Raw genomic sequence first — 11960 nt, 5'->3', positions numbered from 1 at the left:
ACGTGCGTCGGGACCTGATCGGCAGTGGCGTGAGAGCCCGAGAAGTGGTCGCCGACGACAAGCTGATCTCCAAGCTGCGGCTCGATCCTTCGCGCCAGCTCATCGGCGCCCAGTGCTCCGGCGCGCTGGTGCTCGCCCGCCTGGGGCTGCTGGATGGCATGCCGGCTTGCACGGAGCCTGAAGCGAGTCGCCGCTGCGGTCGGCGAGGGATCCGCAGCAGTGCGGCTCGTCTTCGATCGACGCACAGTCGCCGGGGACGAGGTCGTGTGACGCCCGGCGTGCGACTGGCTCGTTGGCCGTCCAGGACGATGCCGACTCCCACGGTCCCGACCGGGCTCCGCGGTTAGTCACGGTCATCAGGCCGCCTGCGGCAATGCCTACCTTCCTCACTTCGCGAGACCCACTCCGGTCCCGGACACGATCACACAGGTGCGGGTCAGGAACCTGCTGGTGCACACTGCTGGGCAGAGGTGCATTCTGGAAGTTGGCCATTCCGGTCATTGCAGACCGGCGGCGGTGAAGCGAGCCGGACACGCGAGAGACGAACGCCGAAGGCGCCGGCAGGCAATGATCATCTCGAACCAGGGAGCACGTCATGCCATCCCTACACTTCCACGTGAACTCCTCGATGAGCCCGGACGAGGTGATGGGCGTGCTGACGAACTTCAGCCCCTCCCGTGTCGAGGAGTGGTCGTCCATCGATGCCGAGCACTTCCAAGTTCACGAGCGGGGTGATACCTGGGCGGAGGTGACCGAGGGGAACGACAAGTCGTGGGAGCGTGCACGCTACGAATGGGACCCCTCGACGAACAAGGTGACCGTCACCACGCGTGACTCGGTGCCCTTCGGCCCTGGGGGCTGGCAGTTCCAGATGACCCCCACGGACAATGGCACCCGCGTCGACGTCAGACTCGAACGGCACCCCACCTCGTTCAAGTCAAAGATGATGTCCCCGATCATTCCCTTCGCCGGGCCGGTGTTCCGTAAGTCCTTCAGGGAACCCCTGCACACCACGTAGCCGCGCCGCTCATGCACAAGACTGCGCCAGCGCCACGCGGCGCAGGTGCCGCATCCGAAGGCGGGCGGGTAACAGCCAAGCGGTGCTTGCCTACCGAACCCCAACCGCACGACCGGACGGCCGTCTTCGTCGGGTCGTGCGGAGCCGGGCCCAGCCGGGACCGCGTTCAGGTGGAGTGGTGTCGTCCGGGGTGCTTTCAGCCGGTTCCGAGTCCGGCGCGAAGGAAGGCGGTGGCTTGGTCGATGGCCGCTCGCGTGGCTCGGGTCTCACTGAGCGCGTTGAGCAGCATGAAGTCGTGGATGGTGCCGTCGTAGCGCACGGTTGTCACGGGGACGCCCGCTGAGCGGAGCTTGGTGGCGTATGCCTCCCCCTCGTCGCGCAGCACATCGGCCTCGTCGACGCACAGGTAGGCGGGTGGCAGCCCGGTGAGCTGCTCGGCGCTGGCCTGATTCGGCGATGCCGTGATCTCGGCGCGCTGTGCCGGGTCGGTGGTGTAGGCGTCCCAGAACCACTCCATCGCCTTGCGGGTGAGGTAGTAGTCGGTGGCGAACTGCTCGTACGACGCGGTGTCCATCGCCGCGTCGGTGACCGGGTAGTACATGGACTCCTGCAGGAAGGTGACGTCGCCGCGTTCCTTGGCCATCAGCGCCAGCGCGGCCGCCATGTTGCCGCCCACCGATTCGCCGGCCACCGCCATGCGGCTGGCGTCCAGGCCCCTGGATGCCCCGTATCGGGTGATCCACTGGGCGGTGGCGTAGCCCTGCTCGATCGCGGTCGGGTAGCGGGCTTCCGGCGAGTTCGGGTACTCGACGAAGGCGAGCGCCGCGCGGGCACCGACGGCGAGTTCGCGTACGAGGCGGTCGTGGGTTTCGGCGTTTCCGAGGATCCAGCCTCCACCGTGCATGTAGACGATGACCGGCAGCACGCCGGTAGTACCCTGCGGCTTGATGATGCGGACCCGGACGTCCCCGACCTGGCTGGGAACCGTGATCCACTCTTCGTCGACCGGGAGCTTGTTGACCGGGGCGGACTGCGCGTCTGCGAGGACCTTCCGGGCATCGGCCGGCGCCATCTCGTACAGGAACGGCGGTTGGGAGAATCCGTCGGCAACATCCTTTGCCGCAGACTCAAGGACGACAGCACTGGCAGCAGACATGACAGCACTCCTCACGCAAAGGCTCAGACATGGACTTCGCCAAGAGCGCGCGGCGCCGACCTGTCACGCACTGGATCTTCCCGATAATCAGTCGATCGCGGCCTGGTGGCTGCCCGCCGTGACGGCACGTCTCCACGCTCGTGACGCTATCCATTCAACACCCGCCACCAGGGTGGCTCCAGCTCGGGGCGATCGCCAGCTGCAGCCCCGCGTCTCCATGACCCCGGGGTCCTTGCCGAGTGGCACCCGACAAGCCGTACTGATCAGTGGTGGCGTTGGCGCGCCGGGTAGTTGATCCTGTCCGCCCGGGACTGCGGGAAGAGCCCCCGGCCGTCTGGCCGGGGGCCCTCTCGAGGCCTGTGGATGGACGTTGGAGACCACCAGGCGGTAGCTCCAGTGGCTGGTGTCGCCGCGGCAAGTGGGTATCAGACTGCCAGGCGGCGGATCGCGACTACGGCTGCGTCGTCGTCGAGGTGTCCGTGGACGTGGGACAGCAGGTCGCCCTGGAGATGGCGCAGCAGTTCGTCGGGGTCGTCCTTGGTCCACGCGGGCGCCCGTTTGGTGAAGGGGTAGAAGAGTCCGTCGGCGTTGCGGGCTTCGATGACGCCGTCGGTGTAGAGGAGCAGCAAGTCGCCGACCTCGAAGGCGAACGTCTGGACCTCGTAGGCGGTGACGCCGAACGGTCCGCCGAACCCGATCGGGAGGTGGCTTGCCTCGGGCATGAGCGGGGTGAGGTGATCGTCCCGCAGGAGGAGCGCGGGTGGGTGGCCGCAGCTGATGAGGTGGGCGACCGGATCGTGGTCGGGGATGTCGAGCAGAATGGCGGTGGCGAAGTCCTCGGTGGTGTCCTGCTCTGTCGGTGATCGCCACTGGCTGGTGTCCCAGCGGAACGCGGCGTCCAGGTGGACGGCGAGGCGGGGCAGCGTGGCCTGCCGGTGAGCGGCTGCGCGGAAGGCGCCGAGGAGCAGGGCGGAGTTGTTGATTGCGCCCAGGCCGTTGCCGCGTACGTCGCCGATGAGGAGCCGGGTGCTGTGGTGGGCGGTCCGTGCGGCCGCGTACAGGTCTCCGCCCAGGTCGGCCTCTTCCACGGCGGGGAGATACAGGCCGGCGATCCGCAGCGGGCCGGCGCGTGCGGGCAGGGGCTGCAGCAGGACACTCTGCGCTGCCTCGGCCACCGACCGTACCCGGTGCAGCTGCTGCTCACGCCGGTCGCGCACCACGCAGACGGTGACACAGACGACGGAGACGACGACCAGGGCAATGATCTGGGCCTGGATGTTGGCGGTGGGCAGCACCCCTCTGAGCACGCCGATCAGCACCTGGCCCGCGACTGCGAGAACTCCCATCAGCGCCGTCACACCGGCGCCGGCGAACGCCACGGTGATCGCGGGTGCCGCCACCAGCAGCGGACCGAGGTGGATGTGCGGCGGAGCCAGCACATCCACCACACAGACCGTGACGATCAGCCCCAACGGGATCACGACCAGCGCGGGAGCGTGCCCCGGCCGCCAGGGGCGCCGGAAGTCCAGCCATGGTCGAAAGGCCATGCCCCAAGCCTTCCACCTACCTCCGCGTAGAAGGATGCGCGCCGCTCCGGGAGCCGCGGTTGTGCGAGACGGAAGCTGTGCATCAAACGCCCGGGACAAGCAGGTCCCGGCAGCGATCTCGGCTGGTCACGACGCCAGAAGGCGCTTGCGCTGCCCGCAGGACTCGACCCGCCCGGCCGTCTGAACGCCCGTCACGGGCCCGACGGCGCAGCGGGCAGCTCCTCTCCCGGGGCGCAGCAGGGCGTCAGGGCGCGGCACAGCCCCTTTTCCGGGTGGGCGGGCCGGGCACGATGCCGGTCGCTGCCGGCGCCCGGGTCTCGGTGGCCGGGGCGCGCCTTACGCGCCAGGTGGTGCGGGTCGCGACGGCGGTTACACCGGCTACCTCACCAACGGGAGCATCCAGGACCTCCCGGCCAGGGCCTGCGGCAAGGGTTGCCTGCCCACTTCGTGCGGTGCGTCCGCGGGCTATTTGTCGCGCTCTGCGACGAAGATGTAGAACGGGTGGCCCTCGGGCTCCCGGTAGACGCGGAAGCGTTCGTCGTCATCGGGATCCGGCCGGCTGCCGCCGAGGGTGAGGACGCGCTCGTGCTGGTTGTGCAGTACCTCCAGTGAGGCGACGCTCAGGTCGAGGTGCATCTGCTGGGGTACCGGGCCGTCGGGCCAGTCCGGTTCGCGCCGGCGCTCCACCTGCTGGAAGGCGAGCTGCGGTGCGCCGTCGGGGGTGCGCAGTACGAGCCAGTTCCTGCCGTGCTCGTCTGGCTGACCGGCCGGGGGCGGCTCGTCCTCCTCCGCGTAGTCGAGTCCCAGCAGGGACCGGTAGAACTCGGCGAGTTTGCGGGCGTCGGTGCTGTCGAGCACGGTCTGCACCAGCTGGATGCGGCGTGTGTCGTCGGTCATGGACTTCAAGTGCACGGCACGGCACCGCCCGAATGATCTGCTCGCCTGTCCGGTGCAGTCATCCAGGCATTCGCGTTGGCAGCTTCTCGTACCCGGTGGGCGTCTGCCCGCCACAGCTCGCCACCCGCACTGGAGCGGGCCGTCACCCGAAAGTGAGTAACAGCAGGCTGGTTGCGGAGTTTTCGGGGTTCTGGCATGGAGAGCCCGTCTGAGAATCAGGGCGGCGGCCCCGGGTGGCTGCGCGCTCCCGCTTTGAGGGGTGAAGCCGGCGGTGTGGGGTACGCCGTTTGCCCGGGGGATGTCATGAGGCCGGTCATGCCTGTGGGTCCCGGGTGTTCCCGGGACCCACAGGCAGGTTGCTGTGTGGTGTGTTACCAGCGGTACCAGCGGCCCTTGCGTCCGCCTGTGTCCGCGCTGCGCAGTACAAAGCCCAGCAGCCAGACGACCAGCACGATGACGGCGATCCACCACAGTGCCTTCAGCGCGAATCCCGCACCGAAGAGGATCAGGGCCAGAAGCAGGACGAGAAGCAGGGGAACCATAGTTATCAACCTCCGCCGCTCCTTGTGCCCGGCGATTCGAAGAACACACGGCCGATCTGCCTGGTTTCTTCACGCTTCTTGCGGGAACTGGGCTCAGTTTCGTCACCGGCGTTCACCTCGCGGTGGGGCGCCGCCCGGCGTGTTCATCGCCGACACCCCCAGCCACGCCGTCACCTTCCTCGATCAGGCCACGCCGACCGGCACGTGCTCGCGAGTGCTCAATGCGAGGGGCGTGACCCAGTTGGTGGTCGGCGAGGTGGTTGCCGACGCCCGCAAGTGCGCTCCCGGCCAGGGCCGTGGCGTCGGTGAGGCAGCCGGGGCCCTTGCCCACCTGGACGGCCGAGGTGGGTGGGCAGAAACGTCAGCAGGTGTGCGGCGCATGACCGTTCCGGTCCCAGGTGGCTGGCCGTGGGGCTCGCGCGTTGCCGAAGGGCTCGCCCCGCGCCTGGTGGGCTTGCCGGGTGCTGCATGCCGCGCGACCCACGGCCCGGGGGATCCGTTGCCGCTGGCCCGAGACCGCGCACACCTTGCCGACACCGACCTGCAGCGCGGCCGGCTCCGAGGTGCCCGCGAAGCTCAGCCACATCGCCTCGCGCAGATACACCGGCAGCATCACACCGCCGCGTGCCCGCCACTCCTCGGGGACCCTGTCCGCGTAATCCGCGATGCGCCGCACCGGGAACTCGCCGAGGCCCGGCGGCAGCGGATGCGTACCCGTCTCCGGCAGGCGCAGGGCGCGGATGAACCGCACGGCGACCCCGCCCGGCAGCCGCAGTGTGTTCCCGTCGATCCGCACGGTCGTGTCGGCCATGGCCCGCTCCTCGCCTCCGGTGCCGGCCCCCTGCCGGCGTTCCCCTCAGCGAGAACGCCCATCGAACCCCGCGCGGTTCCGCCACATCTGCTCCGTGACGCCCAGCCGCTCCCGCAGCCGCGTCAGACGGGGCATCCGGGCCCGCTGCTCGCGCGACACGCGGTCCAGTTCCTCGAACAGGCGGCGGGTGCGGTGCTCGGTGTCGAGCTCGTCGAGGATGCGGTTGACCTCCGTCAGGACCGCTCCCGGAAGCTGCCAGTGCCCCGGGGCGCGCTCGGCCTCCTCGCGCAGCAGCAGGGCCAGCTTGTCGCGGGTGCCCGCGGCGGTGCGCAGCTCCGTGGCGAGCCGTTCCTCCGCCGACTCGGCGCTCGCGCTCAGGTGCGTGGTGACCAGCACCGCGAAGCTCACCACGGCGTCGGCGATCTCGGACAGCAGCTGCGCCAGGGCGGCGCCCGTCTCCGACTCGAACAGCGGCTCGGGCTCGCGCTCCTTGGCGAGGTCGGTGAGGGAGCGGGCCAGCACCCGCAGGACGACCGTGCAGATCTCCAGTGTGTCCAGGCCGGTGCGCATCACGACCCGGTGCAGCACGCTGTCCTGCACGCGCGGGTTGAGCCGGAGACTGTCCTCGGCCTGCCTCAGCGCCGCGTCCACCTCGACGATGTCGTGGTCCAGGCGGCGCGCCTCGTGCAGCTGCCGCTCCGCGCGGTCCACGGGTGTGCCGCCCGCGGCCTCCTCGCCCATCCGCAGCATCAGCTGCCGCAGCCGGCGCGCCAGACCGTCGATCGACTCGCCCGCCTCCTCCACCCACACCGGCGGAGACAGCAGCAGATTGCAGGCGAGCCCGACGGACGCGCCGATCAGCGTCTCCACCACCCGGGCCCAGGCGTAGTCCCCGACGCTGGTCACGCCGAGGACGAGCATCGCGCTGATCGCGACCTCCGGTACGTACTCCTCCACCCGGACCAGCCGCCCCACCACCAGTGAGGCCAGCAGGAGCATGGCCAGGCTCCACCAGGTCAGGCCCACCAGCAGGCTGAACGCGATGGCGACGAGCACGCCCGTCACCACGGCGTTCACCCGCCGGAAGCCGTTGGTGATCGTGGCGTACAGCGTCACCTGGACGACCAGCAGTGCCGTCAGGGGAGCGGTGAGAGGGGCCGGCTCGGGGCTCAGCCGCAGCGCGATGACGTACGCGATCGTCGCCGCCGTCGCGGACCGCAGCGTCTGGACGACCACCGGATCACGACGCTTCCTCAGGATCCGCTCGGCGTGCGCCGTCCACTCACGTACCTCTCGCATCCTCGGGCTGTTCCCCTTCCCCGGCGCATCGAACGCATCCGTCGAACACATCCATGAAGGACGCTCATGAAGGACGTTAATGCCGGGGCAAACCGCTGGCGACCAGAGGTTCAGGCGTACACCTTGTCGAGGAAGGCGGCCAGCCGGCCATTGGTCCGGGCGATCTGCTCCTCCAGGGTGAGGCTCTCCTCGAACCGGGACCCCGCCTCCGGCGCCTTCTTTCCGCGCACGTACAGGGAGCAGGCGAGGTCGGTGCACATGTACGCGCCGACGGAGTTGCCCTCGCGCCCGGCCGGGCCTGCCTTGCGCGCGGTCATCAGCGAGACCCCGCCCCGCGGGTGCGTGGTCAGGCACAGCGAACACATGCTGCGGTGCAGGAACCCGCGCTGCGCTGCCTGGAACCGCATCGAAAGCCCCACGAGCCGCCCGTCCCGCTCGGCCACCAGATAGCTCCGGTCCGGCGCCCCCGGGTCCCGCCACCCGAGGAAGTCGAGATCGTCCCAGGGCCGCCCGTCGAGGTCCCTGGGCACGGCGAGCCGCTTGGCCTCGCCCTTCGAGCAGTTGACGAAGGAGGCGCGGATGTCCTGCTCGGTGAGTGGCTGCATGGGAGCTCCTGGGAGTTGTCTTCGCAAACCTAGGGGCCCTAGGTTTTGGGGCGAGGTAAGACTAGACAGTCGCGACGCGAGGGGCGACCGGATTTCCGTCAGGCCTCGGCGACCGGGACCTCCGGCGGCCACACCCCGGGGGTCAGCACCCCCAGCGCATAGGCCCGTGCCACCAGTTCCGTGCGGTTGGACGCTCCCCAGCGGGACGACAGGCGGCGCAGGTGGTAGGTCACGCCGTCGGTGCTGAGGCCGGTCTCCCGGGATGCCCGGGCCGTGGTGGCGCCGGCGGCCAGGAGGGCAAGGATGCGGGCCTCCGTCGGGGTGACCCGGGCCTGTTCCGCGGGGGCGGCGGGGGAGGGGGCGCGTTCGGGGTCCACCCGGAGCATCACCAGCAGGGCCGGGGTGTCCTCCGCCGTGTCGCTGACCGGATCCGCCGTCAGTTCGCCGGTGCGCTCCGCGCCGCCCGGGGCACGCCAGCGCACCGACACCTGGTAGCGCGAGCGGTGCCGCAGGCGCAGGGCCTCGGCGATGCGCTCCACCTGCGTCGCCTCCCGTGGGCTGAACAGGTCCAGCACGTCGCGTCCGCGCAGCTGCCCCGGTGTCCTGCCGCACTCCGCCGCCATCGCCGGATTGGCCAGCAGCACCGCCCCGTACACGTCACACACCGCGACCGGCACCGCGACCCGGTCGAACAGCAGCAGCGCGCGGTTGCGCCACGTCACGGCCTCGTGCCGGGCCACGTCCACACACGTCTCCTGCCACGCCGGGCCGCTCCCGCGCAAGAGCGGCGCATCTGCTCGCACTACAAAATCATGTAGGGCCCAGGTGCCGGTTCCCGGGCCCGGTGGATCACGCTGGATCGCAGTACTTCCTTACCGCGAAAGGCAGTTGCCGCGTCATGCCCCCCACCGGACAGACTCCCCTGACCGCCGACGACCTCCCCGGCGTCCCCGTCGCCGACATCTCCGCCACCGGACCCGGCGGTGCGCCCATCCAGCAGGTCATGGACCTGATGCGCGAGCACGGGCCCGTGCTCGTGCGGCGGCTGTACGGGCGGGACACCCTGTTCGTGAGCGACCTGGACCTCGTGGCCGAACTCGCCGACGAGCAGCGGTTCGCCAAGCACATCGGGCCCGGCCTGGGCAACGTCCGCGAGTTCGCCGCCGACGGCCTGTTCACCGCGTACAACGACGAGCCCAACTGGGCCAAGGCGCACGACATCCTCATGCCCGCCTTCGCGCTCGGCTCGATGCGCACCTACCACCCCGTGATGCTGGAGGTGGCCCGCCGGCTCATCGCGTCCTGGGACCGCGACGCCCGCGCCGGGCAGCCGGTGAACGTGCCCGACGACATGACCCGCATGACGCTCGACACCATCGGACTCGCCGGCTTCGGCTACGACTTCGGTTCCTTCGAACGGGCCGAGCCGCACCCCTTCGTCCAGTCGATGGTCCGCTGCCTGGAGTGGAGCATGACGCGCCTGGCACGCGTCCCCGGCCAGGACTACGCGGAGCAGGACGCGGCCTTCCGGGAGGACTCCGCCTACCTCGCCCGGGTCGTCGACGAGGTCATCGCCGCGCGCACCGGCACCGACCAGAGCGACTCCGACGACCTCCTCGGCCTGATGCTCACCGCCCGGCACCCGGCCGACGGCACCACGCTCGACACCGCCAACATCCGCAACCAGGTCATCACGTTCCTGATCGCCGGCCACGAGACCACCTCCGGCGCGATGTCCTTCGCGCTGTACTACCTGGCCAAGCACCCCGCGGCACTCCAGCTGGTGCAGCGCGAGGTCGACGCGCTGTGGGGCGACCGGGCCGACGTCGAGCCGACGTTCGACGAGGTCGGCCGGCTGACCTACACCCGCCAGGTCCTCAACGAGGCGCTCCGGCTGTGGCCCACCGCCGCCGTGTTCTCCCGGGAGGCCCGCGAGGACACCCTGCTCGGCGGCCGCATCCCGCTGCGTGCCGGGCAGGGCGTCCTGGTCCTCGCGCCGATGCTGCACCGGCAGCCCGTGTGGGGCGACAACCCCGAGCTGTTCGACCCCTCCCGCTTCACGGCCGAGGCGGAGGCCGACCGGCCGGTGCACGCCTTCAAGCCGTTCGGCACCGGCGAGCGCGCCTGCATCGGGCGGCAGTTCGCGCTGCACGAGGCGACCATGCTGCTGGCCATGCTCGTCCACCGCTACCGGCTGAGCGACCACGCCGACTACCGGCTCGACGTCAAGGAGACCCTCACCCTCAAGCCCGAGGGCTTCACCCTCGCCCTGACGCCACGCACCCGCGCCGACCGCGTCCACAGCCCGCTGCCCGGAGCCGCCCCGGCCCGGGACACCGCCTCGGCCGAGCCGCGGGACCTGCCCGCCCGCGTCCGCCCCGGCACCGCCGCCCTCTTCCTGCACGGCAGCAACTACGGCACCTGCCGTGACTTCGCGGCCCAGCTCGCTGACGAGGCCGCCGCCATCGGCTGCGAGACCGAGGTGGCGCCCCTGGACGCCTACGCGGGAGGCCTGCCCGCCGACCGGCCCGTCGTCATCACCGCCGCCTCCTACAACGGCCGCCCCACCGACGACGCCACCGCCTTCGCCGCCCGGCTGGAGGAGACCCGCGACCTGTCGGGCGTGACCTACGCCGTCCTCGGCGTCGGCGACCGCAACTGGGCCGCCACCTACCAGCACGTCCCCACCCGCATCGACGAGCGGCTCGCCGAGTCCGGCGCCGCCCGGCTGGTGGAGCGCGCCGCCGCCGACGCCTCCGGCGACCTCACCGGCACCGTCCGCGCCTTCACCGCGTCCCTGCGCACGGCCCTGCTGGAGCGCTACGGCGACCCGGACGCCACGACCCCGGACCCCGAGCCCCGCAGCGCCTACGAGGTCCGCACCCTGACCGGCGGACCCCTGGACGCCCTCGCCGAACGGCACGGCCTCGTCCCCATGCGCGTCACCGAGGCGCGCGACCTCACCGCCCCCGGCTACGCCCGGCGCAAGCGGTTCCTCCGCGTCGCCCTGCCGGACGGCGTCACCTACCGCACGGCCGACCACCTGACCGTGCTGCCCGCCAACGCCCCCGGCCTCGTCACCCGCGCCGCCGCCGCGCTCGGCGCCGACCTCGACACCGTCCTGGACATCCACGCCACCCGCCCGCGCCGCGACGGCATCGCCGTGGACCGCCCCGTGACGGTACGGCAGCTCCTCACCCACCACGTGGAGCTGCAGGAGCGCCCGAGCGCCGGGCAGCTGGCCGCGCTCGCCGCCGCCAACCCGTGCCCGCCGGAGCGCATGGCCCTGGCGGCCCTCACCGACGACCCCCGCACCCTCGTGGAGATCCTGGAGGACCACCCGGCCCTGCGCGGCGCCCTGGACTGGCCGCAGCTCCTCGACCTCCTCACCCCGCTGCGCCCGCGCCACTACTCCATCTCGTCCTCGCCGGCCGTCGAGGCCGGCCACGTGGACCTGATGGTCTCGCTGCTGGAGGCGCCCGCCCGCTCCGGCAAGGGCGTCTACCGGGGTACCGGCTCCGGCCACCTCGCCACGGTCGAACCCGGCGACACGGTGTACGCCCGTGTGCAGCCCTGCCGGGAGGCCTTCCGGATCGACGTCACCGGCGACTCGGCACCGATCGTCATGGTCGCGGCGGGCACCGGCCTTGCCCCGTTCCGCGGCACCATCGCCGACCGTACGGCCGCCCTCACGACCGGCACCGAACTCGCCCCGGCCCTCTGCTACTTCGGCTGCGACGCCCCCGACGCGGACTACCTGCACGCCGAGGAACTGCACGCCGCCGAGACCGCCGGCGCCGTCTTGCTGCGCCCCGCCTTCAGCGAGAAGCCCGAGGGCGAGGTGCGGTTCGTGCAGCACCGGATCGCCGCCGAGGCCGAGGAGGTCTGGGGCCTGCTGGACTCCGGAGCGCGGGTGTACGTCTGCGGTGACGGTTCCCGGATGGCGCCCGGAGTACGGGAAGCGTTCCGTACCCTGTTCCGCAAGCACACGCCGGGCGCCGACGAGACGGCCGCCGAGCAGTGGCTCGACGGACTGATCGCGGACGGGCGTTACGTCGAGGACGTGTACGCGGCCGGCTGACCGA

9 protein-coding genes and 2 pseudogenes are annotated in these 11960 nt (G+C 71.1%); 3 read left to right on the top strand and 8 right to left on the bottom strand.

What is annotated here, in order from left to right:
• Positions 1-14 precede the first annotated feature (14 nt).
• A pseudogene (locus tag FDO69_RS42380) lies at positions 15-176 on the top strand (AraC family transcriptional regulator); the annotation flags it as partial.
• 419 nt (positions 177-595) lie between these two features.
• The gene (locus tag FDO69_RS30825) at positions 596-1018 is read left to right on the top strand and encodes an SRPBCC family protein (protein ID WP_104784457.1); all 423 of its coding nucleotides are present in this window, start codon (positions 596-598) and stop codon (positions 1016-1018) included.
• Positions 1019-1214: 196 nt separating this feature from the next.
• On the opposite strand, the gene FDO69_RS30820 is transcribed toward FDO69_RS30825, so the two are convergent.
• The 8 genes and pseudogenes from FDO69_RS30820 to FDO69_RS30785 all read right to left on the bottom strand — a co-directional run bounded on the left by FDO69_RS30820 (position 1215) and on the right by FDO69_RS30785 (position 8621).
• Entirely contained in the window at positions 1215-2174 is a 960-nt protein-coding gene (locus tag FDO69_RS30820; RefSeq protein WP_104784455.1) for an alpha/beta hydrolase, read from the bottom strand.
• Between the two features lie 425 nt (positions 2175-2599).
• Complete coding sequence (locus FDO69_RS30815; RefSeq protein WP_104784452.1) at positions 2600-3721, bottom strand: PP2C family protein-serine/threonine phosphatase; 1122 nt, start codon at positions 3719-3721, stop codon at positions 2600-2602.
• 465 nt (positions 3722-4186) lie between these two features.
• Positions 4187-4618 (bottom strand): VOC family protein, encoded by a 432-nt coding sequence (locus FDO69_RS30810; protein ID WP_104784449.1) that lies wholly within the window; start codon positions 4616-4618, stop codon positions 4187-4189.
• Between the two features lie 371 nt (positions 4619-4989).
• Entirely contained in the window at positions 4990-5160 is a 171-nt protein-coding gene (locus tag FDO69_RS30805) for a hypothetical protein (protein ID WP_031106884.1), read from the bottom strand.
• Positions 5161-5665: 505 nt separating this feature from the next.
• A pseudogene (locus FDO69_RS30800) lies at positions 5666-5971 on the bottom strand (hypothetical protein); the annotation flags it as partial.
• Between the two features lie 45 nt (positions 5972-6016).
• Positions 6017-7270, bottom strand: a complete 1254-nt coding sequence (locus FDO69_RS30795; protein WP_104784446.1) for an FUSC family protein — start codon at positions 7268-7270, stop codon at positions 6017-6019.
• A 110-nt stretch (positions 7271-7380) separates the two neighbouring features.
• The gene (locus FDO69_RS30790; RefSeq protein WP_104784443.1) at positions 7381-7875 is read right to left on the bottom strand and encodes an FBP domain-containing protein; all 495 of its coding nucleotides are present in this window, start codon (positions 7873-7875) and stop codon (positions 7381-7383) included.
• Positions 7876-7973: 98 nt separating this feature from the next.
• The gene (locus tag FDO69_RS30785; RefSeq protein WP_104784440.1) at positions 7974-8621 is read right to left on the bottom strand and encodes a PAS domain S-box protein; all 648 of its coding nucleotides are present in this window, start codon (positions 8619-8621) and stop codon (positions 7974-7976) included.
• A 152-nt stretch (positions 8622-8773) separates the two neighbouring features.
• On the opposite strand from FDO69_RS30785, the gene FDO69_RS30780 reads away from it, so the two are divergent.
• On the top strand, positions 8774-11956 hold the full coding sequence (locus tag FDO69_RS30780; RefSeq protein ID WP_104784437.1) for a cytochrome P450: 3183 nt from the start codon (positions 8774-8776) through the stop codon (positions 11954-11956).
• Positions 11957-11960: the final 4 nt, after the last annotated feature.

Origin of the sequence: Streptomyces tibetensis, from assembly GCF_007655005.1 — a bacterium.
Classification (GTDB): domain Bacteria; phylum Actinomycetota; class Actinomycetes; order Streptomycetales; family Streptomycetaceae; genus Streptomyces; species Streptomyces tibetensis.
This window is presented reverse-complemented; position numbering and strand designations above follow the sequence as displayed.

What these genes read in the sequence shown, in the direction of transcription:
- FDO69_RS30825 (WP_104784457.1), top strand. Translation starts at nt 596, where the DNA reads ATGCCATCCCTACACTTCCACGTGAACTCCTCGATGAGCCCGGACGAG.
- FDO69_RS30820 (WP_104784455.1), bottom strand. Translation starts at nt 2,174, where the DNA reads ATGTCTGCTGCCAGTGCTGTCGTCCTTGAGTCTGCGGCAAAGGATGTT.
- FDO69_RS30815 (WP_104784452.1), bottom strand. Translation starts at nt 3,721, where the DNA reads ATGGCCTTTCGACCATGGCTGGACTTCCGGCGCCCCTGGCGGCCGGGG.
- FDO69_RS30810 (WP_104784449.1), bottom strand. Translation starts at nt 4,618, where the DNA reads ATGACCGACGACACACGCCGCATCCAGCTGGTGCAGACCGTGCTCGAC.
- FDO69_RS30805 (WP_031106884.1), bottom strand. Translation starts at nt 5,160, where the DNA reads ATGGTTCCCCTGCTTCTCGTCCTGCTTCTGGCCCTGATCCTCTTCGGT.
- FDO69_RS30795 (WP_104784446.1), bottom strand. Translation starts at nt 7,270, where the DNA reads ATGCGAGAGGTACGTGAGTGGACGGCGCACGCCGAGCGGATCCTGAGG.
- FDO69_RS30790 (WP_104784443.1), bottom strand. Translation starts at nt 7,875, where the DNA reads ATGCAGCCACTCACCGAGCAGGACATCCGCGCCTCCTTCGTCAACTGC.
- FDO69_RS30780 (WP_104784437.1), top strand. Translation starts at nt 8,774, where the DNA reads ATGCCCCCCACCGGACAGACTCCCCTGACCGCCGACGACCTCCCCGGC.